The sequence below is a fragment of the Streptococcus sp. SI1 genome, from assembly GCF_030439945.1.
Classification (GTDB): Bacteria; Bacillota; Bacilli; order Lactobacillales; family Streptococcaceae; genus Streptococcus; species Streptococcus intermedius.
In genome coordinates this window covers 146,642-171,079 of sequence record NZ_JAQFJE010000005.1, presented here as the reverse complement: position 1 = coordinate 171,079, position 24,438 = coordinate 146,642, and the positions used below count along the sequence as shown (strand labels likewise).

The window sequence follows — 24,438 nt, the reverse complement described above, 5'->3', positions numbered from 1 at the left end:
TAACCCGAAGGTCGTAGGTTCAAATCCTGCTCCCGCAATAGGTTGGCTCGGTAGCTCAGTTGGTAGAGCAATGGATTGAAGCTCCATGTGTCGGCGGTTCGATTCCGTCTCGCGCCATTTGTTTGATATTAGGAAGGGTAGCGAAGAGGCTAAACGCGGCGGACTGTAAATCCGCTCCTTCGGGTTCGGGGGTTCGAATCCCTCCCCTTCCATCTTGTACGGGCATAGTTTAAAGGTAGAACTAAGGTCTCCAAAACCTTCAGTGTGGGTTCAATTCCTACTGCCCGTGTATAGAATTATGGCGGGTGTGGTGAAGTGGTTAACACACCAGATTGTGGCTCTGGCATGCGTGGGTTCGATCCCCATCACTCGCCTATTTTAATTTTATAGTATTGGGGTATAGCCAAGCGGTAAGGCAAGGGACTTTGACTCCCTCATGCGTTGGTTCGAATCCAGCTACCCCAGTTTAACTTGCCGGCGTGGCGGAATTGGCAGACGCGCTGGACTCAAAATCCAGTGTCCGCAAGGACGTGCCGGTTCGACCCCGGCCGCCGGTATAAAACTAGCTCAGTAGAAAGCTTATTCTACTGGGCTTTTTTTGATGTTTTTGTTTATCGTATCCCAAATTGTACACCAATTATAATCTATCCATGATAGATTATACGTCTTTGAACTCTTTATCAATTCTTTGTGTCATAGTATGACCATACACCTTTATCAACATTTGGATATCTTTATGACCTAGTATTTTTGCAACTACTCCCATATCAACATTGTTGTGTAATAAATATGAGCCGTAGGTATGGCGTAAACCTTTTGTAGTTATTATTGGTTGAATATTTAGTTCTTTTAAAATATTATTTTTAAGGGCTTTATTTGCTGTCGCAACAGATGGTATATCATGCTCTAATCCATAATGGAAAAAGAGAAATTTCTCGTTATTTGTCCGCACTAAAATAGCATTGATACGAGCTTGCTCTTTTTTTAGTTTTGTCAGAATCTTAATGGTTTTGTTATCTATTGGTATTGCTCGTATTGAGGTATCATTTTTAGGTTTTGTCTACTTCCATGTTGTAGTGTTATACCTTCTATGTGTATATAAATAATGGTGTTCTACTTTTCTTTCTTTGCTATATTAGTTTTATAATACTGGTTTAAATGTACTTCTATTTGATTTAATGTTAGAATAAAAATAAAATTTAATAATAATTATTAAGTAAGGGGAATTTTTTTTGGTTAACAATATATGTCCTGTAAAACTTACATTATCGCTAATATCCAATAAATGGAAAGTTCTTATAATTCATGAGTTGCTTAGTGGGAAGAAACGTTATGGTCAATTAGAACGGTCTCTTAATCCTATAACGAAAAAAGTATTAAGTGAAAATTTACACGAATTAGAAGAAAGTTCTTTAATTGGTAGAAAAGTTTATTGTGGAAAGCCCATTAAAGTAGAATATTATCTAACCGACTTAGGTCTTAGTTTAAAGCCAATTTTATATGCTTTAAGAGATTGGGGGGACACATATAAAAAGTAAATAATAAATAAAAAGAGAGAGTTATTAAGTTAGTTGTAGATTAATTAGATAATGTATATTCTTTTGCTCCATGTTCAAAATCAAAAGTTTTTACTGTCTCAATATCTACATAAAAAATTTCAAATATTGGGTTTTCTGGGAATTTGTATAGCTCTTTTATAGCTGGGTATTCTTCCATTGCTCGAGTTTTTAACGATAAATCATCAACAAAGTTAATTTTTCCGTTAATTGACAACACATTCATATAATCTGGTGTGTGTGAACAAAATGATATATAGGGATTCTCTATTAATTGCCTATAAGTGGGTTTATCATTAGTTGTTCCAAAATATACCTTATCATCAACAGAAAAGAGATATTGAAAAATTCTTGTTTGAGGTTTCCCGTTAGCTGTTGTTGCGAATACACCATAAAGGTTCTTTTTTAAAATTGAATGGAAATCAATCATATAGTTTGTACCTCCTTTTAGACTCTCTCTTTATATATTAATTGTATAATTCCTTAAATACTTTGTAAAGTAGGCACTTTTTAGGAAGTTGGTATTAAATAAGTAACCTTGACATCAAGAGATTTTTGGATCATAAAAATGAGGCGTTTAGATTAAGTGTAAAGCAATCGTACTTTCTGTTGCATTTTGTTATAAATTAGTGGCTAAGTTTATATTGTTATTATTTTTGGTCACCTATTTGGCCAACTTTATATTTAAGTTTGTAGTAAGGGGAATTCGTCGCAGAGGTGATGGGGATTGAATGTGGAAGAAAATACCCATAAGAACTGCGATGAAAAGCATCCAAACCATCATTAGAAAACCGCTATATGGAACAGCTTCATTTCGGCACAAACTTACTGGGAATTGAAGATTCTAGTATCATTTTTATAAATGTCGAACAGGCTAAGACTCATCAGATAATTCTAAGAAAGGCAGATTCCTTGTCTATTGCTCTGTAAAAATGGCTGAAGAGGATTTCCGAAAGCCTTCTAAAATCCCTTAATCTGGTAACAGTTGCCTATAAGATTTTGATCTTGATCTGCTTAAAAAGCAACGCTTCACATCTCAAGCCTGCGAGGAATGGCTATTGTGGAGACCTTTTTAGTAAAAAAGAAGCACTAAATTCTGTACAGTATTCACCAGAAAATGGTTCAAAAACAAATCACCAAGGTTTCTATGAAGACCACTGCCGTTCAGTCGGTGGTCTCTCCTTCATTTGTCATTCAAAATAGATTTTTCCTATTTGCTCCCAATTATGAGTTGGGACGAGGCTGCTTTTAAAAAGGCAAAGATGAGTTCTGCTGCGCCAGATTTTGACTCTAAAAAAGTCTTAGTTGTCGTCGAATGGAGAACTCAAATTATCATCTGAATCGTTCCCTACACTATCTTCGAAAGGTCAAGCACCAAGTTAAGGGTGCTACCATGGACGTGTTCAGTCCCATTTTGCAGATTGCCTTTATGACTTTCATCAAAGATAAGAAGAAAATTATCAATGTACTGGAGTTTCTTTATTCCAATGCAAAATTAGCAGTTGCCAACAACCTTCTAAAAGGAAGTAAGCGCCATACTTTTAGCTTTCAAAAATTTGAAAGCTATAAAATATGTATTTTCAGTGTTTTGAATATCAAAAAGGAGAAGACCAAAACAGTCCTCTCCACAGATTAAATCTAGCCACCCTACTACAGTTGACGAGATTGTGACAGAAAAATGTGGTGATACTAGAGAATTTTTGATTCTAATATCAACTATAAATGTGATTTGTTAGTTTTTCTTTTTATCTAATTTTTTACCCAAATCGATGATATATTGTTTCATGTCATCTTTTACTTGGGGATGTTTGAGGGCGTAATCAATAGATGTTTTCATAAAGCCAAATTTGTCACCAACGTCATAACGATCACCTGTGAATTCACGGGCAAATACTCTTTGTGTTTTATTGAGAGTATCAATGGCATCTGTCAGTTGGATTTCATTTCCAGCACCTGGAGCTTGTGTTTCCAAAATGGAAAAGATTTCTGGTGTCAAAAGGTAGCGACCAATAATCGCAAGGTCACTTGGTGCGTCTTCTGGTTTTGGTTTTTCAACAAAGGTCTCCACGCTGTAGAGTCCATTTACTCCTTCACCTTGCGGGTCAATAACACCATAAGACGAAACGTCATCGTGTGGTACTTTCATGACAGCAATGGTTGACGCATGTGTTTCTTCGTAATCATTCATTAACTGTTTGGTTAGCGGAACTGCTTTGTCGTTTGTAATGTCCATCAGATCATCACCTAACATAACGACAAAGGGTTCATTTCCAACGAAAGCTTTGGCTTGTAAAACGGCATCTCCAAGACCGCGTGGATGGCTTTGGCGAATGAAATGAAGGCCGATACCAGTTGTTTCATCTACGAGTTTTAAAAGGTCAGATTTCCCTTTTTCTTTGAGGTTATACTCCAATTCAAAGTTTGAATCAAAGTGGTCTTCAATAGATCGTTTAGATTTTCCGGTTACAACCAAGATGTCTTTGATACCAGATTTTAATGCTTCTTCGACAATAAATTGAATAGTTGGTTTGTCAACAATAGGTAGCATTTCTTTGGCGAGCGCTTTTGTGGCTGGCAAGAAACGAGTTCCAAGTCCAGCAGCAGGAATAACAGCTTTTCTTACTTGAGTCATATGACACTCCTTTTTTAGTAGCTAATTACGACCATTCGTTTTCAGCTTTAAATTCATTATTCATTATATCATAAATGGCGTCTTTTATGTTAAGGCTTTCATAAATTACGTGATAGATTGCTTGAGTAATTGGCATATAGACACCCAGTTCTTGTGCGAGTTCGTAAGCAGCTTTGGTGGTGGAAATTCCTTCGATAACCATGCCCATGTTGGCTTCAATATCTTCTAACTTTTCGCCACGACCAAGAGCATCACCAGCGCGCCAATTACGTGAGTGAACGGAGGTTCCTGTGACAATTAAATCTCCTACTCCAGATAAACCACTATATGTTAAGGGACTAGCACCGAGTTTGACGCCAAGACGAGTAATTTCCGCTAAGCCGCGTGTGATAATGGCAGCTTTGGCATTGTCACCGTAACCGAGACCATGAAGAGCACCTGCTCCGACAGCAATGATATTTTTTAGTGCACCGGCTGTTTCTACGCCAATGACATCTGTATTAGTGTAGAGGCGGAAGTAGTGATTGCTGAAAAGTTCTTGAACATATTTTGCTGCTTCTAAGTCTTTTGAGGCTGCTGTGATAAGAGTAATATCACGAACGATAGTTTCTTCAGCATGACTTGGTCCAGATACAACAATCACTTCGCTTCGTAAATTTGGAGACAATTCTTCTTCTAAAATCATGGAAAGTCGTTTATGAGTATCGGGTTCGAGTCCTTTTGAAGCGTGCATCACCTTAACTGGGTGATCAAGTACTTGAGCGACTTGTTTGGCTACAAGACGTGTAACTTTTGTTGGAACAACGAAAAGAATGGCATCAACACCGTCAAGAGTTTCTTTTAAGTCATAATAGGCAGTAATCTTTTCATCGAGAACGATATCCTTGAAATAGCGTTTATTGGTATGGTGTTCGTTGATTTCAGTGATTTGCTCGGCAATATTACCCCAAATACGAACTTCATGTCCATTATCATTTAATACTTGTGCCAAAGCAGTGCCCCATGAACCAGGGCCTAAAACAGCAACTGTTTGTTTTTCCATGTTCTTCTCCTTGTAGAGTTTTCTAGTTTTATTTTACCATAGAAAGCGATAAATTTCTTGTCTAATGTTGGGGGTGGATTGCTCGACAGATGAATGTTGGTAAGTCTTTCTATCTGGAATGCTTATTTAGAGATGTGTTAGAAGTAGTTTCTCTTGAAGAAGATGCGAGAAGAGAGAATAACTGTTAAGGAAAAAATCGTACAAGCGGGCCACTTGTTGTAGCAACCATTACTCTTTGCCTTACCGGTAAGATGGGAAAAATTCATTCTTCTGTTTCTTGTAAACACAATAAGAGTATTAAAGTTACTGTAGAACTGCCTATGATGTTTCCTCTTGTGATAACCATTTGATGAAAGATTATGTTGAGAGTATTGATGAGTTGATTTTGTGTGGGAGACAACATAGGCATCTTTGGTTTTACGAGGAATGAAAAAGAGATGATTAGTGAGACCTACAATATGACGCGAGACGAATTAGGACGGGATATAATGGCAAAAATGTTTCACTAAGAAAAATCAATGATAATAATTTATCAGGGGTTGCAGTTATTCAATGTTTCATTTTGGGCTCTCACTCAGCACATTGATAGCTATTACCTGTTAGGGTTTCTTGAGTTATTCAAACTGAGAAAGGGAATATTGTTAATCGTACTAGCCGGCTTGACCTTAGCTACCGAAGTATCAAAATGTCCTTTAAATCTTTGGCCAACAGCTTCTAATTTTAGAGTCTAAACAATGGTAGCAGATGATAGTCGTATCATTGGAATTCGAGGCTACCCAGCATTTTAGTCAATAAAGAAAACAGCCAGCTAGAACTTTTTCGGTACCTTTCTGTATGCATTATAAATTTAAAATGAATCTTAAGCTTCATTTAAGAAAATCATTCTATAATAAAACTATCAAATGAAGACCTCCTAACTTTATTTGATGAAATCCTAAACTTTTTCATAATAATCTCCCTATAAAGATCACCAAAAGGTGGTCTTTTTGTTTTATATTTTTGTCGTTGGTTTTGGATGATTTATGTTATAATGTACTACATAACTATTATTATGAAAAACAAAGGAACCAACAAATGATTAAGATGGATTTAGTGTCCTCAGATGACCAAGCTAGTTCCATGAACACGGTTTCCGCCAATCGCATTGCAGGATATCAGAGTGCGCTTAGCGCTCTAGAATCGTTTAGTAATGCTTCAGAACTGACAGGTGCAGCATATGATAGTGCAAAGCACTATGGAGCCAGAGTCTTGACTCCTTTGATACAAGGAGCAATCCTCTTATCTGAGGGAGTCAGTCAAGACACTATGGCGCTTCCGAACAAGTATCGGGCAGAGGTTGGCGAGGAAAGCCTGGATTCGGATGTTCTAGAATCCCAGATTCAAGCTTATGAAAGCAGCCTAAGCAGTTTGCGAGGAATTTACCGGTATTTGGAGCGCGATTGCAGCACCAAACCGTCTACGCTTCGGAGTATGTCTAGTCGCATGGCAAGTTTAAGCAACCAGAAGACTGAAGCTATGGAAAAATTAAGGAAGCTCAATGCCTTTGCGATGAGTTCCCCTACGGTCTTTAGCAATTTACCCGAGGTGAGCGCAGCGATGGATGTTGGAATCGGGCAAGTCCAAACAGCCTTTGCGAATTTCAATGGGAGTTTCCAAGTTCCATCGGCTGATCAGCTAGGTTGGGCGAAGACAATAGGAGTTGAATGGAAGAAGAAGGAGGAGCTTGACCGAGCTTATCAGAGAGTTTTGGATAAACTGAAGAACGGAGAGAAGCTCACAGATAAGGACATCAAGGCGATTGAGGCTTATCAGAAACGTTATCCAGGAAGAGAGTTGCCAGAGGATGTTCATGCAGCTCTAAAAGCAGAAAGTTATAATATCAAACAAGCCAAGGTATTAAAGAAGCAAATTACTGAGATTAAGAAAAGCAACCTACCCGCATCTAAGAAAGTGGATGCTATTGTTAAGGCATACGAAGATTATCTTTTTCATACGAACAAGAAAGCCTTTGAGGAATATTGGAAGAAACGGAAAGCTATAGGAGATGATTGGGGAAAAAATAATACTGAAATTAGAAATAAAAAGAAAAAGATAGAAAAAGAATTTTTTAAATCAGTAACTCCAAGAACTGATATCAAAACCATAGCTCAAAATATGGGCGATGATATCTTAGATGTCAAAAAAATAGAGGACGAAAAGAAAGCAGAACTCATTCACAAAGGCCAGAATATATGGAAAAGTCCCGGAGGCAGTGGATTAGTAGCTAGCTCCAGTGCTATTGGTTCAAAGCTTGGTGATAATGGAACCTTTATTGACTTGGTGAATACAAAAAACCACTAGATCTTAAAAATCGAATCTATGGCGACAATTATCCTTTTTCTGTTTGGGGGCGTCAATGGGAAAAAGGTATGACATCAGACTATATGGGAAATTATCTCTTTGGTTATGTCGGGAAGGGCTATTTGAGAGCCAATGATGTCTACCTAAAATTAGGGGCAGGAGCTGCACAAGGTATTTCAGATAAAAATCCTCTTAAATATATAAAAAATATTTTCAACGGGAACTATGGAGACAATTCTGGAGATGCGTCGGCCATTCAAGACGGTATGGATGCTTATAAGGAGGACCACAGATGATGTCAAACAAGAAAAAATTCAATTGGAGAGTCGGTTGTAATGTCATGCTCGTGGGATTTCTTGTAGGTGGTTTTCTCTTTTATCAATGGGCAAAAACTCTTGGGAAATACACTCTTCAATCAGGTCAGAGTGTGAAGTTCAGAGTCAATCCAAAAACAGAACAAGTTGAATTTTATTCGGAATTGATTTTGAAAAAGAAGGACAGAAATAAATTAAAATTAACAGGTGCAAGTGTTTGGTCCGAGGAATCTGGAGATATTCTATACGGAGTAAAAGAGAATAAAATTATCAGAATAGGTAGTTCAAGCAATAGTGAGAAAGTCCTTCCTAATAACCAAAAGAATATCCATTTGGTAAAAGATGGCATTGTAGTAAATTATCAGGGTGAAAAAGTTTTTGATGTTACCAATAATAAACCTTACACCATTACTATCACCAACGTAGATAGCAAACCAGCTCGTTTTGAGGCACAGGTGGTGGATAGGTGATGTAGCTAATAATGTAGGATTTCTATAAAAAGTACGGGAGTAATCGTGGCCGCTAATTTCATTGTTTTTGCGTGTTTTTTGCGAATTTAGTATAATAGAGGAAGCAAAAGTAGAAAAGAGAAAAATATGAGAATTCGTGGTTTTGAGCTTGTTTCAAGCTTTACAAATGAAAATTTATTGCCAAAACGTGAGACAGCTCATGCAGCTGGTTATGATCTGAAAGTGGCAGAGCGGACGGAAATTCCTGCGGGAGCAATTGTTCTGGTCCCAACAGGTGTCAAAGCTTATATGCAAGCTGGTGAAGTTCTCTATCTGTTTGATCGTTCGTCCAATCCTCGTAAAAAAGGCTTGGTATTGATTAATTCAGTTGGGGTTATTGATGGTGATTATTACAATAACCCTAATAATGAAGGTCATATTTTTGCCCAGATGAAAAATATGACAGACCAAACAGTTGTGCTTGAAGCTGGAGAACGTGTGGTTCAAGGCGTTTTTATGCCTTTTCTGTTAATAGATGGTGATAAAGCGACTGGCACACGTACAGGCGGTTTTGGATCAACTGGAGAATAGAGAAAGAAAATGGCAGACTATTTATTAGTTATAGATATGCAGTCAGACTACGTTGCTACTGGAAAAGCTTATGATAGTGAAGCGCTGACTGCGGCTGTTAATGACAAAATTGCTAGCTATTCAAGAGACCATGTGATTTATATAGTTAATCGTTTTTTCTGGGAATTAACAAGGAAACCGAAGAATTTTGCAATTGGCCTTTCCTTGGTGTCTGATAAAGTCTTTGAAAAGCGTCAAGCATCTTGCTTTACGAACCGAAACTTAACAAGATTTTTGGAGGAAAGTGGTGCAGAGAGTTTAGAATTTATTGGTGTTGATGGCAATGGCTGCGTCAATGCTTCAATTCTGGCAGCAGCACATAAGGGCTATCAAGTCTCAGTTGATTTATCCTATCTTGGCGTTATCAATAAGGAAAAATTTCAAAAGACACTGCAACAATGGCAGATTGCTGGAATAGTAACGAAAGGAGAATTACCATAGCTAAGAAAAAAACAACTTTTGTCTGTCAAGAGTGCGGCTATAATTCGCCCAAGTATCTGGGACGTTGTCCTAATTGCTCGTCTTGGTCTTCTTTTATTGAAGAGATTGAAGTTGCTGAAGTTAAAAATGCTCGCGTTTCACTGACAGGTGAGAAAACACGGCCAGTCAAGTTAAATCAGGTCACCTCCAGCCAAGCCACTAGAGTCAAGACCAATATGGAAGAATTCAACCGTGTTTTGGGCGGTGGTGTTGTACCAGGCAGTCTGGTTCTTATCGGCGGCGATCCCGGTATCGGGAAATCGACCCTACTTTTGCAAGTTTCAACACAATTAGCCAATAAAGGAACCGTTTTTTATGTTTCTGGTGAAGAATCAGCAGAGCAGATCAAATTGCGTAGCGAGCGTCTCGGTGATATTGACAATGAGTTTTATCTCTATGCTGAAACTAATATGCAAAGTATTCGTGCTGAGATTGAAAAAATCCAGCCTGATTTTTTAATTATTGATTCTATTCAAACAGTGATGAGTCCTGAAATTTCCAGTGTTCAAGGTTCTGTTTCTCAGGTGCGTGAAGTGACAGCAGAATTAATGCAATTAGCTAAAACCAATAACATTGCGACTTTTATTGTTGGACATGTGACTAAAGAAGGAACCTTAGCTGGACCGCGAATGTTAGAACACATGGTGGACACTGTGCTCTACTTTGAAGGCGAGCGGCAGCATACTTTTCGTATCTTACGAGCCGTTAAAAATCGCTTTGGTTCTACTAATGAGATTGGTATTTTTGAAATGAGGTCGGGTGGTTTGGTTGAGGTTTTGAATCCCAGCCAAGTTTTTTTAGAAGAGCGTCTAGATGGAGCAACAGGCTCAGCTATTGTTGTTACCATGGAAGGAACACGGCCTATTTTAGCGGAGGTACAAGCCCTAGTAACACCGACTGTCTTTGGGCATGCTAAACGGACAACAACAGGACTGGACTTTAATCGTGTTAGTTTGATTATGGCGGTTTTGGAGAAGCGCTGCGGACTTTTATTGCAAAATCAAGATGCCTATCTCAAATCAGCTGGTGGTGTGCGCTTAGATGAGCCTGCTATTGATTTAGCGGTTGCGGTAGCCATTGCTTCCAGTTATAAGGAAAAGCCAACTAACCCTCAAGAATGTTATATTGGTGAAATTGGTTTGACAGGTGAAATTCGTCGTGTTAATCGTATCGAACAACGTCTCAATGAAGCTAGTAAGCTCGGTTTTACCAAGATTTTTGTACCCAAAAATTCCCTGTCAGGTTTAACGATTCCACAAGGTATTCAGGTAGTTGGTGTGACAACTGTTGGTGAGGTTTTGAAAAAGGTGTTTGACGAAGTAAATAAAAACTGAGAGTTGGATTAAGAGATGAGACAGACAGTATTACCTTATTGTTAAGGAGGGTTTGTCTTTCTCTAATCTTTTGTCAATGAGAAAGAATAATAAAGTTTCATTATTTCTATTATTTCTTTTTGGCAACTATGTGGTATAATGGTAACGTTTAAAATAAAAACAGGCTTTTCCTGTTAGAACTATAAGATAGATACTAGGAGAAATGAAATTGGCGAATCAAATTCGTGTGCGTTACGCACCAAGTCCAACGGGACTTTTACACATTGGAAATGCGCGGACTGCGCTCTTTAATTATCTTTACGCTCGTCACTACGGTGGAACTTTTATTATTCGGATTGAAGATACAGATCGCAAGCGTCATGTGGAAGATGGAGAGCGTTCGCAGTTGGAAAATCTCCGCTGGTTAGGAATTGATTGGGATGAAAGCCCAGAAACACATGAAAACTATCGCCAATCTGAACGTTTAGACATTTATCAAGGTTATATCAATGAACTCCTTGAAAAAGGCTTGGCATACAAATCATACGTGACGGAGGAGGAGCTGACAGCAGAGCGTGAACGCCAAGAAGCCGCTGGTGAAACTCCTCGTTACATCAATGAATATCTAGGAATGTCTGAAACTGAAAAGGCAGCTTATATCGCAGATCGTGAGGCGAAAGGAATTGTTCCAACAGTACGTCTTGCAGTGAACGAAGCTGGTATTTACAAGTGGAATGATATTGTTAAAGGTGAGATTGAATTTGAAGGTGGCAACATCGGTGGTGACTGGGTTATCCAGAAAAAAGATGGCTATCCGACCTATAATTTTGCGGTGGTGGTAGATGATCACCTAATGAAAATTTCCCATGTTATTCGTGGGGATGACCACATCGCAAACACACCAAAACAATTAATGGTTTACGAAGCGCTTGGTTGGGAAGCACCAGAATTCGGCCACATGACATTGATTATCAACTCTGAAACGGGAAAAAAATTGTCAAAACGTGACACTAACACACTTCAATTTATCGAAGACTACCGTAAAAAAGGTTACATGCCAGAAGCAGTCTTTAACTTTATCGCACTTCTTGGTTGGAACCCAGGTGGTGAAGATGAAATCTTCTCCCGTGAAGAATTGATTAACCTCTTTGATGAACACCGTTTGAGCAAGTCGCCAGCAGCTTTTGACCAAAAGAAAATGGACTGGATGAGCAACGAATACATCAAGAATGCAGATTTCGAGACAATCTTTGCAATGGCGAAACCATTCTTGAAAGGAGCTGGTCGTTTGACTGATAAAGCAGAAAAATTAGTTGAACTTTACAAACCACAAATGAAATCTGTTGACGAAATCGTTTCATTGACTGATTTGTTCTTTGAAGATTTTCCAGAATTGACAGACGCTGAAAAAGAATTCATGGCAGGTGAAACAGTACCAACTGTTTTACAAGCATTTAAAGAAAAGTTGGAAGCGATGAGCGATGAAGATTTCAAATCAGAAAATATCTTCCCGCAAATCAAAGCGGTTCAAAAAGAAACGGGGATTAAAGGCAAAAATCTCTTCATGCCAATTCGTATCGCTGTTTCAGGTGAAATGCACGGTCCAGAACTTCCAGATACTATCTATCTGCTTGGACGTGAGAAATCAATTGAGCACATCGAAAATATGTTAAAGAACATTCAATAAATCCAGTTAAAACATCACATTTTTCAAACTTGTGGTGTTTTTACTTACTTCATATGATGAAATGTTTGATTTTATGTTATAATAACCCTTAATACTAAATCAAAGCGAGGAATGTCTATGACAGCGACTAAAATGACTGCTCAAGAAATTATCCAGTTTATCGCAGATGCCAAGAAACGTACGAATGTAAAAGTGACGTTTGAAGGCAAACTAGTAGGCGAAGTGTCAGATTCTGTTGTCAAGTTAGGCAATGTTCTCTTTGGGGACTGGGAAGACATTGAGCCACTTTTAGCTGATTTAATAGAAAATAAAGACTATGTGGTAGAGCAAGATGGTCGCAATTCGGCAGTTCCCTTGTTAGATAAACGCAATATCAATGCTCGGATTGAGCCAGGTGCTATTATTCGTGATCAGGTAGTAATCGGAGATAATGCTGTCATCATGATGGGAGCAGTCATCAATATCGGTGCGGAGATTGGTGATGGGACTATGATTGATATGGGTGCCGTCCTGGGTGGTCGTGCTATTGTCGGTAAAAACAGTCATGTTGGTGCCGGGGCAGTTCTGGCAGGAGTTATTGAGCCAGCTAGTGCTAGTCCAGTTCGGGTTGGAGATCGTGTCTTGATTGGTGCCAATGCTGTTGTTATTGAGGGAGTGCAGATTGGCAACGGTTCTGTCGTAGCTGCAGGTGCTATTGTGACAAAAGATGTACCAGAAAATGTCGTAGTAGCTGGTGTGCCTGCGCGTGTGATTAAAAAAATTGATGAACAAACTGAGAAGAAAACAGCGTTGGAAGATGCTCTTCGGATACTGTAAAGAAGGAATAGTATGATTGATTATCAAAAAATTCGTCGAGACTTGCACCAAATTCCAGAAATCGGATTAGAAGAGTACAAGACCCATGCCTATCTGATGCGAGTGATTGATGAACTTACTGCAGGTTTGGATTTTGTTGAGATTCGGGTTTGGCATACGGGGATTTTGGTTTTTATTAAAGGAAGTGCACCTACTAAGACGATTGGTTGGAGAACAGATATTGACGGTTTACCGATTGTTGAAGAGACTGGACTTGCCTGTGCTAGTCAACATGAGGGACGGATGCATGCTTGTGGACATGATATGCACATGACAATTGCTCTAGGGCTGTTGGAGCTACTAACTACTGAGCAGCCTAAGAATAATCTGCTTTTTCTTTTTCAGCCAGCAGAGGAGAATGAAGCCGGTGGCATGCTTATGTACGAGGACGGAGTTTTTGGTGACTGGTTGCCGGATGAATTTTATGGGCTTCATGTACGGCCTGATCTCAAGGTTGGAGAGATTGCTACCAATACTAAAACACTTTTTGCGGGAACTTGTGAAGTCAAATTAACCTTTAAGGGTAAGGGCGGTCACGCTGCTTTTCCGCAGGATGCTAATGATGCTTTAGTAGCGGCCGCTTATTTTGTTACTCAGATTCAGACGATTGTGAGTCGTAATGTGGATCCAATTGAAGGAGCTGTTATTACCTTTGGTGAACTACATGCTGGAACGACGAATAATGTGATTGCTGAAACTGCTTTTCTCCACGGAACGATTCGGACGTTGACGCAGGAGATGAATCTACTTACTCAGAGACGCTTGCAGGAAATTGCCGAAGGAGTGGCTCAGTCTTTCGGTGTAGAGCTTGATTTGGAATTAAAACAAGGCGGTTACCTTCCTGTAGAAAATAACCCTGAATTAGCTGTTGAATGTATGAATTTTTTCCGAAATGAGAACGGTGTGCACATGATTGAGATTTCGCCCGCTATGACTGGTGAAGACTTTGGATATCTACTCAGTAAAGTTAAGGGTGTTATGTTCTGGTTGGGAATTGACAGTCTCTACGCTCTTCATCACCCTCAGATGACACCAAATGAAGCAGCATTACCTTTTGCTATTGATAAATTTGGAAAACTTTTAAAGGCTAAGGTTAATGAATAGTATGGTTGGAAACCTTGGTGATATTTCTGAGTAAGGAGAAGGTAAATGAAAGTAAATTTGCGAAAAAACATCATCAGACAAATGAAGGAGCAGGAAGTTATAGCAAAACAACAGAGAGATGCTGTTCTTACTCAAAATTTACTGGAAACCCTTGCTTATCAACATGCTAGAATAATTGCGACCTACCTTCCTTTGCCGCATGAATTTAATACTATACTTTTCATCAAGCAGGCTCAAACAGATGGTAAACGGATTTTGATTCCGAAGACTTATCGCAATGGACGCATGGTATTTATGGATTATGATCCAAATGACTTGGAATTGACTGCTTTCGGTCTCTGGGAGCCAAGAAGTGAACGAGTAGTAGAGCAGACTCATATTGATTTGATTCATGTTCCGGGTGTTGCTTTTAACAAAAAAGGATATCGTATTGGTTATGGAGGTGGCTATTATGATCGCTATTTGGCTGAGTTTCAAGGGAAGACAGTAAGCACAATTTATCCTTGTCAATTAACAGATTTTCAACCAGATAATTATGATATTCCCGTTCAGGAGGTATTGATTTGTGAATAAACTGTATGATAAACAGTATCCTGTTACAAGTATCTTATTACTTGTAACGACAGGATTTTTTTTAACGATGTTTTTATTACGTGGCTTTGCGTACGCCAGCACTCAAACAATTTATGAGTTTGGTGCTATGCATGGGCGCAGTATCCAATATTTTCCGAGTCAAATTTGGCGTTTGGCCTCAGCTATTTTTGTTCATATCGGCTTAGAGCATTTTGCGATGAATATGATTACGCTATATTTTATCGGGCGGCAAGCTGAGGATATTTTTGGCTCGTGGAATTTTTTGTTTCTTTACTTGATGTCTGGTATCTTAGGAAATGTCTTTGTGTTCTTTTTCACTCCAAGTGCTGTGGCGGCGGGTGCTTCTACATCTTTGTTTGGGATTTTTGGGGCTATTATTACGTTGCGCTATGCAGTCCGCAATCCCTATATTCAACAACTCGGCCAGTCATATTTAATCCTTTTAGTGATGAACTTGGTGTTAAGTTTGACACCAGGAATTAGTTTGGCAGGACATTTAGGCGGAGCAGTTGGAGGAGCTCTGTGTGCTGTTATTTTCCCAGTTCGTGTGGACAAAAAAGCTTATCAAATACGTCAACGTATCTTAGCATTAGCTATCTATCTGATTCTAGTTTTAGGGATGATTTTTCTGGCTTTTAATCGAGGCATATAAAAAGAGGCTAGATAGATTGTTGTATTTCGCAGCAATCTGTTTCTACCTCTTTTTCGTTTATTTTTGTTGGCCAATTAAAATCTTTGCAGCAATTGTGATGTTGTCTAATGATGACCAGTCGATGTTTTTAATATTTATGTTGAAAAGGAGAGGGGTCATCTTCAGTAGAGCATTTTTTTCATTTTCTTTTAGTGAAAAAGTACCAGCAACGTCATAGGAATCTATAATGGTAAAGGACTCTTTGAAGTGATCAAGGATGTTTTGATTGGAATAGTTCGTGTTTGTTAATTTATCAGCTACAATACCTCGGATTTCTTGCAAGTGTTGGCTATTGGGAATAACTTTAATCAGCAAGCCGTTTTTCCGCAATACACGCTGAAATTCTTGGTAATTGGCAGGAGAGAAAATATCTAAAATCACATCCATACTGGTTTTCTGGATGGGAAGGCGTGCCAAATCTCCAACAAACCAGTTTACTGCAAGGCTGTGGTCGCTTTTGGCTGCTAACTGAATCGAATCCTTTGATAAATCAAATGCGTAGATACGGCTATCCGGCAGCAGTTGCTGTAAATGTCGTGCATAGTATCCCTCTCCACAGCCGATATCCAGAATATTGCTATGGTGTGAGAAGGAAGTTGCAATTTTTATTAGTTGATTTAAAATCGGCTGGTAAAATCCCGCTTCGAGAATCAATTGTCGATTTTGGAAGTTGGATTTATCATAGGCTTTGGACTGTTTTATCTGTGGTGCTAGGTTAACATAACCAAATTTCGCCAAATCAAAGGAATGGCTGTTTTGACATTTGAGGCTATTTGCTGACAAAAACAAGGCTTGTTGGCAAATTGGACAAGCAAAAAGATTAGCTGTTTCAAAACGTTTAAGTTTGACTTTCATGCAATTTCTCTTTCATGCAATTTCTCTTTCATCAATTTCTGTGTTTAGTGTAACATGTGGAAATGCTTTGGCAAGCAGGCAAAGAAAAATGAAGGCTAAAACAATCCACATTTTTAAATTATAGAGCAAAATAAACACTAGTCAATATGTTTTTGCTGAGTGAAAATGCAAAGAGGCTGGGACGAAGCTCCCCAACCTCAAAGGACATAGTGCAATCTGCCACGATGCAGTAGCTGATTGGTCTATTGGTTTCTTATTTTAGTAAGTCAAAACAAAATATTTTTTCTTGCCGCGACGAATGACAGTTAGTTCGTTTTCTAATTTGTCAGCATCCGTTAATGTATAGTTAAGGTCTTGAATACGTTCGCCATTGACATAAATAGCGCCATTTTGAACATCTTCACGAGCTTGGCGTTTAGAATTGACAACGCCAGCTGTTACCAAAACTTCCACAATATTGAGATTGTCATCTGTTTTCACTTGATAATTTGGCACCCCGCGAAGTCCTTGTTTCAGTTCTTTGACAGAAAGATTTTTAATATTTCCAGCAAAAAGCTGCTCGGTGATATTGAGTGCTTCTTTGTAGGCTTCTTCGCCATGTACAAGTGTGACCACTTCTCGTGCTAAGATTTTTTGTGCCAACCGTTCGTGGGGAGCTGCTTCAAATTGTTTTTTGATTTTTTCGATTTCATCAAGCGGAAGAAGAGTGAAAATTTTAAGGAAACGTACGGCATCAGCGTCCATGACATTCATCCAGAATTGATACATTTCGTAAGGGCTGGTTTTATCGGCATTGAGCCATACAGCATTGCCTTCTGACTTACCAAATTTCTTACCAGTGGCGTCTGTGATGAGTGGCACTGTAATAACATGACCTGTTTTATCTGCTTTGCGGCGAAGTAATTCTGTACCAGCAGTCATATTGCCCCATTGATCTGAACCACCGATTTGCAAAGTGACATCGTATTGTCGATTTAACTCAAAAAAGTCATAGCCTTGCATAATCTGGTAAGCAAACTCGGTATACGAAATGCCTGTTTCAATCCGTTTTTTTACGGATTCTTTACTCATCATGTAGTTGACAGTGAAATATTTTCCAACATCGCGTAGAAAGTCAATAAAGCTAATACCAGAGAACCAGTCGTAGTTGTTGACCATTTCAGCTTTGTTGTCGCCATTTTCAAAGTCAAGAAAACGTGATACTTGTGCTTGAATGCTGCGGACCCAACCTTCAACTGTGTCTTTTGTTTGTAAGCTCCGTTCTGTATCTTTAAATGATGGATCGCCAATTAAGCCAGTTGCACCGCCAACGAGAGCATAGGGTTTGTGACCAGCCAACTGTAAATGTTTCATGACAAGGATTGGTACAAGATGACCAAGATGGAGGCTGTCAGCTGTTGGGTCATAGCCAGAATAAAAGCTGACATTTCCTTCCGCTAGGGCCTTGCGCAATGCTTCTTCATCAGTTGTTTGAAAAACCAAACCGCGTTCTTTTAGCTCATCAAAAATGTGCATATCTGTCTCTCCTTTATAAAATTTCTAGTTATTGTAACATTGTATCACAAACAGGTACTAGAAGGTAGTAAAATCGTAAAAATAATTAAAAAATCAATGATTTCAGCCAAGGCTTGCTTTTCCTGTTGTCAGAAGTTTCATAAATTTGCTATAATAGGCACAGAAAGTTCAAGGAGAAAGAATGATTAAACAAGTGTTAGAAAAGATGAAATCCCTGTTTGCAAGGCTGTCTCAGCTGTCTCAAACAAAGTTTCATATCAGAAAAAAAGAATTAACTCTTTTGAATATTGGCGGCATTACGCTTCGAACTTTGAAATTGTTGTCGAATGTTGTTTTTGTATTGGTCTTTTTAGGTGGTTTGTTTGGGGCAGGAATTGCTCTTGGTTACGGAGTAAGAATTTTTGATAAAGTAGAAGTTCCGCAAAAAGATCAATTAGTTAAACAGATTCGGAATATTTCTTCTATTTCAGAATTGAAATATGCTGATGGAAGCTCTATTTCAGCCATTGACAGTGATTTAATGCGGATTGCAGTAGAGAGTAAGAATATTTCTGATAATGTAAAAAAGGCCGTCATTGCGACTGAAGATGAAAATTTCCACAAGCATAATGGAGTGGTTACAAAAGCAGTTTTGCGAGCCACACTAGGTTCTGTTGCGAAGATTGGTTCTTCCAGTGGTGGTTCTACCTTAACTCAGCAATTGATTAAACAGCAGGTTGTGGGAGATGCGCCGACCTTTAAGCGAAAGGCAACTGAAATCATTGATGCTCTGGCTTTAGAGCGTTATATGAGTAAAGAGGATATTTTAGCATCTTATCTCAATGTTGCACCATTCGGGCGTAACAATAAAGGGCAAAATATTGCTGGTGTGGAAGAAGCCGCTCAAGGAATTTTTGGAGTGCCTGCTAGCAAGTTGACAGTTCCTCAAGCAGCTTTTATTGCTGGGCTGCCACAAAGTCCGATTGTCTATTCTCCTTACACGGCTGATGGTAGTCGAAAAAGTGCTAAAGACATGACATTGGGACTCAATCGTGCAAAAAAAGTCATTTATAATATGTATCGAACTGGTGCAATTAGTAAAGATGAATACCGATTGTACAAAGATTATGATTTAAAACGGGATTTTCTACCTGCCGATCGCTCTTCAAAAAATTCGCATGATTACTTATATTACGTTGCTCTGAAAGAAGCGAAAAAGGCAATGTATGATTATTTGATTAGTCGGGATAATGTTTCACAACAGGAATTGAAAGATGACGCAACGGTCAAGGCTTATCAAGAATTAGCAGCAAAAGAGCTAAGCGATGGTGGCTATACTGTTACTACAACGATTAATAGAAAAGTTCACAATGCTATGCAAAAAGCGGTTGCTAATTTTGGTAGTGTATTAGATGATGGAACGGGTGCAGTTGAAGCCGGAAATGTTCTCATGGACAATCGTACAGGAGCTGTTTTGGGTTTTATAGGAGGACGTAATTATGCTTCTAATCAAAACAACCACGCTTTTGATACAGAGCGCTCGCCCGGTTCAACGATTAAACCGATTTTAGCTTATGGTATAGCCATTGACCAAGGTCTGATGGGAAGCGCCAGCATGCTGTCTAATTATCCAGCAAATTTCTCTAATGGTGATCCCATTATGCATGTGGACAGTCGTGGAACAGCGATGATGGATTTACAGGAGGCTTTAAATACTTCTTGGAACATTCCTGCTTATTGGACTTATAAATTACTTCGCGACAAAGGGGTCAATGTCCGAGGATATATGGAAAAAATGGGTTATCAGATTGATAATTATGATATTGAAAGCCTACCAATGGGAGGTGGTGTTGAAGTATCTGTTGCCCAACACACGAATGGTTTTCAAACCTTAGCTAACAACGGAGCATATCAAAAGCGCTATATGATTGAAAAGATTACGGCAAAAGATGGGAAAGTTGTCTATGAGCATAAAACAAAACCTGCTCAAGTTTATTCCAAAGCAACAGCGACAATTATGCAACATCTCATGCGCGGAGTTCTGAGTTCAGGTGCTACAACGACTTTCAAATCTCGTTTAACACAGATCAATAGCGGCTTGGCTAATGCTGATTGGATTGGGAAAACTGGGACAACTAACAATAATGGAGATATGTGGCTCATGGTATCTACTCCTAAATTAACATTAGGAGGTTGGATTGGTCATGATAACAATGCCTCAATGGCGGCTTTAACGGGTTACAATAACAATGCGCAGTATATGGCTCATTTGGTGAATGCAATTTACCAAGCAGATCCAAGTATTTGGGGTGTTAAAGATAAGTTTAATCTTGATTCTAGCGTTATTAAATCAAATGTCCTTAAAGCAACTGGTGAAAAATCTGGAAATGTCAGTGTGAATGGTCGTACGATTAATGCAACTGGCCAAACAGTCACAAGTTACTGGGCCAAAAACGGAGCGCCGACTACAACTTATAAATTTGGAATTGGTGGGACAGACAGTGATTATCAAAAAGCTTGGGAAGCACTTTTAGGTGGACGCTAAAATAAAAACACTTTCATAAGTAAAGGAGCTTGAAAAGCGGAGTAAATTAAGGTATAATATTATTAATAATTTGTCGTCTGCTTTATTTGAAATATTGTCCATATAAAGCTTACAGCAGTTAAATCATACTTTTAGAGTCAGATTTAGCTGCTCTTTTTGTGCCTATTTTTAGGAATTTTGTGTTTTGTCATCAAAATTTAAAAATTCTAAAAATTCAGCAGAAAGGACAAATGAAATTGCTACTTTATCCTAGTGATAGAGAATGTAGAAAGAAGGAGTAAAAAACTTGGCAGGACATGAAGTTCAATACGGGAAACACCGTACTCGTCGTAGTTTTTCAAGAATCAAGGAAGTTCTTGATTTACCAAATTTGATTGAAATCCAGACGGATTCGTTCAAAGATTTTCTTGACCATGGTTTGAAAGAAGTATTTGAAGATGTACTTCCTATCTCGAACTTTACAGATACAATGGAGTTAGAGTTTGTTGGTTATGAAATCAAAGAATCTAAATACACCTTAGAAGAAGCACGCATTCATGATGCTAGCTATTCTGCACCTATTTTTGTGACTTTCCGTTTAATCAACAAAGAAACGGGTGAAATCAAGACGCAAGAAGTGTTCTTTGGTGATTTTCCAATCATGACAGAAATGGGAACCTTTATTATCAATGGTGGTGAGCGGATTATCGTATCTCAACTTGTTCGTTCGCCAGGTGTTTACTTTAATGATAAAGTAGACAAAAATGGGAAAGTTGGTTATGGTTCAACTGTTATTCCGAATCGTGGAGCTTGGTTAGAACTGGAAACTGATTCAAAAGATATTGCTTACACTCGAATTGATCGTACTCGTAAGATTCCATTTACGACACTTGTTCGTGCACTTGGTTTCTCTGGTGATGATGAAATCTTTGACATTTTTGGAGATAGCGAACTTGTTCGTAATACGATTGAAAAAGATATTCATAAAAATCCGATGGACTCACGTACAGATGAAGCGCTCAAAGAAATCTATGAGCGCCTTCGTCCAGGTGAGCCTAAAACGGCAGATTCCTCACGTAGTCTTTTAATTGCGCGATTCTTTGATGCTCGTCGTTACGATCTGGCAGCTGTTGGTCGTTACAAAATCAATAAAAAGCTGAATATTAAAAACCGTTTATTGAATCAAACGATTGCGGAACCTTTGGTAGACCCAGAAACAGGGGAGATTTTAGTAGAAGCTGGAACAGTTATGACCCGCAGTGTCATTGACAGCATTGCAGAGCAGTTGGATAATGGTTTGAACAAAATCACTTATATTCCAAACGACTCAGCTGTCTTGACGAACTCTGTAGAGCTGCAGAAGTTCAAGGTTGTGGCACCAACTGATCCAGATCGTGTAGTGACTATTATTGGGAATGCTAATCCAGGTGACCGAATTCATACTATTACACCAGCGGATATCTTGGCTGAGATGAGCTACTTCCTCAACTTAGCAGAAGGCATCGGCCGTGTGGATGATATTGATCACTTGGGAAATCGTCGGATTCGTGCAGTAGGTGAATTGCTTGCTAACCAAGTTCGTCTTGGTCTTTCTCGGATGGAGCGTAATGTCCGCGAACGGATGAGTGTACAAGACAATGAAGTATTGACACCACAACAAATCATTAATATCCGTCCAGTAACTGCAGCTATTAAAGAATTCTTTGGATCTTCCCAGTTGTCTCAGTTCATGGACCAACATAATCCGTTGTCTGAGCTTTCTCACAAACGTCGTTTGTCAGCTTTAGGACCTGGTGGTTTAACACGTGACCGTGCTGGTTATGAAGTGCGGGATGTGCACTACACTCACTATGGTCGTATGTGTCCAATTGAAACACCTGAAGGACCAAACATCGGTCTGATTAATAACTTGTCTTCTTATGGGCATCTAAATAAATATGGATTTATCCAAACACCTTACCGTAAGGTAGACCGTAAAGCTGGCATAGTAACCAATGAAATCGTTTGGCTAACAGCGGATGAAGAAGATGAATACATCGTTGCACAAGCAAATTCTAAATTAACAGAAGATGGTCGCTTTGCAGAAGCGATTGTTATGGGACGCCACCAAGGGAATAACCAAGAATTTCCTTCAGATCAAGTAGATTTCATGGATGTATCACCTAAGCAGGTAGTTGCGGTGGCGACAGCATGTATTCCTTTCCTTGAAAATGATGACTCAAACCGTGCCCTCATGGGTGCTAACATGCAGCGGCAAGCTGTTCCGTTGATTGACCCACACGCACCATATGTTGGGACAGGAATGGAATACCAAGCAGCTCATGATTCTGGAGCAGCGATTATTGCACAGCACGATGGTAAAGTTGTTTATTCTGATGCTGCTAAAGTTGAAGTTCGCCGTGAAGACGGTTCCCTTGATGTTTATCATATTACGAAATTCCGCCGTTCTAACTCTGGAACGTCTTATAATCAACGCACGTTGGTGAAAGTTGGTGATATGGTTGAAAAAGGAGACTTTATCGCCGATGGGCCTTCGATGGAAAAAGGTGAAATGGCACTTGGTCAAAATCCAATCGTTGCTTATATGACATGGGAAGGTTACAACTTTGAAGATGCCGTTATCATGAGCGAACGTCTAGTAAAAGATGACGTTTATACCTCTGTTCACTTGGAAGAATTTGAGTCAGAAACTCGCGACACCAAGCTTGGGCCTGAAGAAATTACCCGTGAAATTCCAAATGTTGGGGAAGATGCTCTTCGCAATTTGGACGAAATGGGTATTATCCGAATCGGTGCTGAGGTGAAGGAAGGTGACATTCTTGTCGGTAAAGTGACACCAAAAGGTGAAAAAGACTTGTCCGCAGAAGAACGTCTACTTCATGCAATTTTCGGTGATAAGTCTCGTGAAGTACGTGATACATCCCTTCGAGTACCACACGGTGGTGCAGGTGTTGTTCGTGATGTAAAAATCTTTACTCGTGCAAATGGTGATGAATTGCAGTCAGGCGTCAATATGTTGGTGCGTGTTTATATCGCTCAAAAACGAAAAATCCGTGTTGGGGACAAGATGGCAGGACGTCACGGGAACAAAGGGGTTGTTTCCCGTATCGTTCCAGTAGAGGATATGCCTTATCTTCCAGATGGAACGCCGGTTGATATCATGTTGAATCCACTTGGGGTACCATCCCGTATGAATATCGGACAAGTTATGGAACTTCACCTTGGTATGGCTGCTCGCAACCTTGGTATCCACATTGCAACGCCGGTCTTTGATGGAGCTAGCGCAGATGATCTCTGGGATACCGTTCGTGAAGCAGGTATGGATAGTGATGCTAAGACAATCCTTTATGATGGTCGTACGGGTGAGCCCTTTGATAATCGTGTATCCGTTGGTGTCATGTATATGATTAAGCTTCACCACATGGTAGATGATAAGCTTCATGCTCGTTCAGTTGGTCCTTATTCAACCGTTACGCAACAACCTCTTGGTGGTAAAGCACAATTTGGTGGACAACGTTTTGGAGAGATGGAAGTTTGGGCTTTGGAAGCTTACGGTGCTTCTAACGTCCTTCAAGAAATCTTGACCTACAAGTCAGATGATATCAATGGCCGTTTGAGAGCTTATGAAGCTATTACTAAAGGTAAACCAATTCCAAAACCAGGTGTCCCAGAATCCTTCCGTGTCCTTGTCAAGGAACTACAATCGCTTGGCCTTGACATGCGCGTCTTAGATGAAGATGACAATGAAGTAGAACTTCGCGATTTGGATGAAGGCATGGATGACGATGTGATTCACGTAGATGACCTTGAAAAAGCGCGTGAAAAGGCAGCTCAAGAAGCGAGAGCAGCTTTTGAAGCTGAAGGAAAAGAATAAGAAC

Annotated in this window: 18 protein-coding genes, 6 tRNA genes and 3 pseudogenes; 21 read left to right on the top strand and 6 right to left on the bottom strand. The window is 39.3% G+C overall.

Annotation, left to right across the window (positions count from 1 at the left end):
- The first annotated feature begins 44 nt into the window (after positions 1-44).
- The 6 genes from PCY10_RS07635 (at position 45) to PCY10_RS07610 (ending at position 557) form a co-directional block, all read left to right on the top strand.
- Positions 45-117: transfer RNA gene (locus PCY10_RS07635), tRNA-Phe, on the top strand.
- Between the two features lie 14 nt (positions 118-131).
- Positions 132-212 (top strand) — tRNA-Tyr (locus PCY10_RS07630).
- Between the two features lie 6 nt (positions 213-218).
- Positions 219-289: transfer RNA gene (locus tag PCY10_RS07625), tRNA-Trp, on the top strand.
- 12 nt (positions 290-301) lie between these two features.
- Positions 302-374: transfer RNA gene (locus PCY10_RS07620), tRNA-His, on the top strand.
- Between the two features lie 19 nt (positions 375-393).
- Positions 394-465, top strand: a tRNA-Gln gene (locus PCY10_RS07615).
- 8 nt (positions 466-473) lie between these two features.
- A tRNA-Leu gene (locus tag PCY10_RS07610) sits at positions 474-557 on the top strand.
- A gap of 101 nt (positions 558-658) precedes the next feature.
- Here the strand turns inward: PCY10_RS07610 and PCY10_RS07605 are convergent.
- A pseudogene (locus PCY10_RS07605) lies at positions 659-1,120 on the bottom strand (tyrosine-type recombinase/integrase); the annotation flags it as partial.
- Positions 1,121-1,232: 112 nt separating this feature from the next.
- Between PCY10_RS07605 and PCY10_RS07600 the strand changes: the two are divergent.
- Positions 1,233-1,538, top strand: coding sequence for a helix-turn-helix domain-containing protein (locus PCY10_RS07600; RefSeq protein ID WP_003073925.1), 306 nt, complete (start codon positions 1,233-1,235; stop codon positions 1,536-1,538).
- 40 nt (positions 1,539-1,578) lie between these two features.
- Here PCY10_RS07600 and PCY10_RS07595 read toward each other — a convergent pair whose 3' ends face one another.
- Entirely contained in the window at positions 1,579-1,986 is a 408-nt protein-coding gene (locus PCY10_RS07595) for a pyridoxamine 5'-phosphate oxidase family protein (RefSeq protein WP_003073927.1), read from the bottom strand.
- A gap of 368 nt (positions 1,987-2,354) precedes the next feature.
- Here PCY10_RS07595 and PCY10_RS07590 point away from each other — a divergent pair.
- Positions 2,355-3,192, top strand: a pseudogene (locus tag PCY10_RS07590) (hypothetical protein).
- Positions 3,193-3,288: 96 nt separating this feature from the next.
- Here the strand turns inward: PCY10_RS07590 and galU are convergent.
- On the bottom strand, positions 3,289-4,188 hold the full coding sequence (gene galU, locus PCY10_RS07585; protein ID WP_020999214.1) for a UTP--glucose-1-phosphate uridylyltransferase GalU: 900 nt from the start codon (positions 4,186-4,188) through the stop codon (positions 3,289-3,291).
- Between the two features lie 25 nt (positions 4,189-4,213).
- The gene (locus tag PCY10_RS07580) at positions 4,214-5,230 is read right to left on the bottom strand and encodes an NAD(P)H-dependent glycerol-3-phosphate dehydrogenase (protein WP_003076007.1); all 1,017 of its coding nucleotides are present in this window, start codon (positions 5,228-5,230) and stop codon (positions 4,214-4,216) included.
- A 1,074-nt stretch (positions 5,231-6,304) separates the two neighbouring features.
- Here PCY10_RS07580 and PCY10_RS07575 point away from each other — a divergent pair.
- The 11 genes and pseudogenes from PCY10_RS07575 (at position 6,305) to PCY10_RS07525 (ending at position 15,648) form a co-directional block, all read left to right on the top strand.
- Complete coding sequence (locus PCY10_RS07575; protein ID WP_301558967.1) at positions 6,305-7,570, top strand: hypothetical protein; 1,266 nt, start codon at positions 6,305-6,307, stop codon at positions 7,568-7,570.
- 11 nt (positions 7,571-7,581) lie between these two features.
- Positions 7,582-7,866, top strand: a pseudogene (locus tag PCY10_RS07570) (polymorphic toxin type 44 domain-containing protein); the annotation flags it as partial.
- Entirely contained in the window at positions 7,866-8,354 is a 489-nt protein-coding gene (locus PCY10_RS07565; RefSeq protein WP_301558969.1) for a hypothetical protein, read from the top strand. The pseudogene PCY10_RS07570 and the gene PCY10_RS07565, both read left to right, overlap by 1 nt.
- A 126-nt stretch (positions 8,355-8,480) precedes the next feature.
- Entirely contained in the window at positions 8,481-8,924 is a 444-nt protein-coding gene (locus tag PCY10_RS07560; protein ID WP_003073939.1) for a dUTP diphosphatase, read from the top strand.
- Positions 8,925-8,933: 9 nt separating this feature from the next.
- Positions 8,934-9,404 (top strand): cysteine hydrolase family protein, encoded by a 471-nt coding sequence (locus tag PCY10_RS07555; RefSeq protein ID WP_125455617.1) that lies wholly within the window; start codon positions 8,934-8,936, stop codon positions 9,402-9,404.
- Complete coding sequence (gene radA, locus PCY10_RS07550) at positions 9,362-10,777, top strand: DNA repair protein RadA (protein WP_301558966.1); 1,416 nt, start codon at positions 9,362-9,364, stop codon at positions 10,775-10,777. The genes PCY10_RS07555 and radA overlap by 43 nt, the downstream gene beginning before the upstream one ends.
- Before the next feature lie 208 nt (positions 10,778-10,985).
- Positions 10,986-12,443, top strand: coding sequence for a glutamate--tRNA ligase (gene gltX, locus PCY10_RS07545; protein ID WP_105255965.1), 1,458 nt, complete (start codon positions 10,986-10,988; stop codon positions 12,441-12,443).
- A 117-nt stretch (positions 12,444-12,560) separates the two neighbouring features.
- Complete coding sequence (dapD, locus tag PCY10_RS07540) at positions 12,561-13,259, top strand: 2,3,4,5-tetrahydropyridine-2,6-dicarboxylate N-acetyltransferase (RefSeq protein WP_301558965.1); 699 nt, start codon at positions 12,561-12,563, stop codon at positions 13,257-13,259.
- A gap of 12 nt (positions 13,260-13,271) precedes the next feature.
- Positions 13,272-14,402 carry an N-acetyldiaminopimelate deacetylase gene (locus PCY10_RS07535; RefSeq protein WP_009569532.1) on the top strand — a complete coding sequence of 377 codons (1,131 nt, stop codon included), beginning with the start codon at positions 13,272-13,274 and terminating at the stop codon, positions 14,400-14,402.
- A gap of 45 nt (positions 14,403-14,447) precedes the next feature.
- Positions 14,448-14,975, top strand: a complete 528-nt coding sequence (locus PCY10_RS07530; RefSeq protein WP_021003269.1) for a 5-formyltetrahydrofolate cyclo-ligase — start codon at positions 14,448-14,450, stop codon at positions 14,973-14,975.
- Positions 14,968-15,648, top strand: a complete 681-nt coding sequence (locus tag PCY10_RS07525) for a rhomboid family intramembrane serine protease (protein WP_021003268.1) — start codon at positions 14,968-14,970, stop codon at positions 15,646-15,648. Before PCY10_RS07530 ends, PCY10_RS07525 begins: the two co-directional genes overlap by 8 nt.
- Before the next feature lie 57 nt (positions 15,649-15,705).
- Here PCY10_RS07525 and PCY10_RS07520 read toward each other — a convergent pair whose 3' ends face one another.
- On the bottom strand, positions 15,706-16,542 hold the full coding sequence (locus PCY10_RS07520; RefSeq protein WP_021003267.1) for a putative RNA methyltransferase: 837 nt from the start codon (positions 16,540-16,542) through the stop codon (positions 15,706-15,708).
- A 258-nt stretch (positions 16,543-16,800) separates the two neighbouring features.
- Positions 16,801-18,057, bottom strand: coding sequence for a tyrosine--tRNA ligase (gene tyrS, locus PCY10_RS07515; RefSeq protein ID WP_021003266.1), 1,257 nt, complete (start codon positions 18,055-18,057; stop codon positions 16,801-16,803).
- Between the two features lie 181 nt (positions 18,058-18,238).
- On the opposite strand from tyrS, the gene pbp1b reads away from it, so the two are divergent.
- Positions 18,239-20,581, top strand: coding sequence for a penicillin-binding protein PBP1B (pbp1b, locus tag PCY10_RS07510; RefSeq protein WP_021003265.1), 2,343 nt, complete (start codon positions 18,239-18,241; stop codon positions 20,579-20,581).
- A 286-nt stretch (positions 20,582-20,867) separates the two neighbouring features.
- Entirely contained in the window at positions 20,868-24,434 is a 3,567-nt protein-coding gene (gene rpoB, locus PCY10_RS07505) for a DNA-directed RNA polymerase subunit beta (RefSeq protein WP_021003264.1), read from the top strand.
- Positions 24,435-24,438: the final 4 nt, after the last annotated feature.

Excerpts from the sequence above, each read along its gene's own strand:
- PCY10_RS07595 (WP_003073927.1), bottom strand. The coding sequence starts at position 1,986 with ATGATTGATTTCCATTCAATTTTAAAAAAGAACCTTTATGGTGTATTC.
- galU (WP_020999214.1), bottom strand. The coding sequence starts at position 4,188 with ATGACTCAAGTAAGAAAAGCTGTTATTCCTGCTGCTGGACTTGGAACT.
- PCY10_RS07580 (WP_003076007.1), bottom strand. The coding sequence starts at position 5,230 with ATGGAAAAACAAACAGTTGCTGTTTTAGGCCCTGGTTCATGGGGCACT.
- PCY10_RS07575 (WP_301558967.1), top strand. The coding sequence starts at position 6,305 with ATGATTAAGATGGATTTAGTGTCCTCAGATGACCAAGCTAGTTCCATG.
- PCY10_RS07565 (WP_301558969.1), top strand. The coding sequence starts at position 7,866 with ATGTCAAACAAGAAAAAATTCAATTGGAGAGTCGGTTGTAATGTCATG.
- PCY10_RS07560 (WP_003073939.1), top strand. The coding sequence starts at position 8,481 with ATGAGAATTCGTGGTTTTGAGCTTGTTTCAAGCTTTACAAATGAAAAT.
- PCY10_RS07555 (WP_125455617.1), top strand. The coding sequence starts at position 8,934 with ATGGCAGACTATTTATTAGTTATAGATATGCAGTCAGACTACGTTGCT.
- radA (WP_301558966.1), top strand. The coding sequence starts at position 9,362 with ATGGCAGATTGCTGGAATAGTAACGAAAGGAGAATTACCATAGCTAAG.
- dapD (WP_301558965.1), top strand. The coding sequence starts at position 12,561 with ATGACAGCGACTAAAATGACTGCTCAAGAAATTATCCAGTTTATCGCA.
- PCY10_RS07535 (WP_009569532.1), top strand. The coding sequence starts at position 13,272 with ATGATTGATTATCAAAAAATTCGTCGAGACTTGCACCAAATTCCAGAA.
- PCY10_RS07530 (WP_021003269.1), top strand. The coding sequence starts at position 14,448 with ATGAAAGTAAATTTGCGAAAAAACATCATCAGACAAATGAAGGAGCAG.
- PCY10_RS07520 (WP_021003267.1), bottom strand. The coding sequence starts at position 16,542 with ATGAAAGTCAAACTTAAACGTTTTGAAACAGCTAATCTTTTTGCTTGT.
- tyrS (WP_021003266.1), bottom strand. The coding sequence starts at position 18,057 with ATGCACATTTTTGATGAGCTAAAAGAACGCGGTTTGGTTTTTCAAACA.
- pbp1b (WP_021003265.1), top strand. The coding sequence starts at position 18,239 with ATGATTAAACAAGTGTTAGAAAAGATGAAATCCCTGTTTGCAAGGCTG.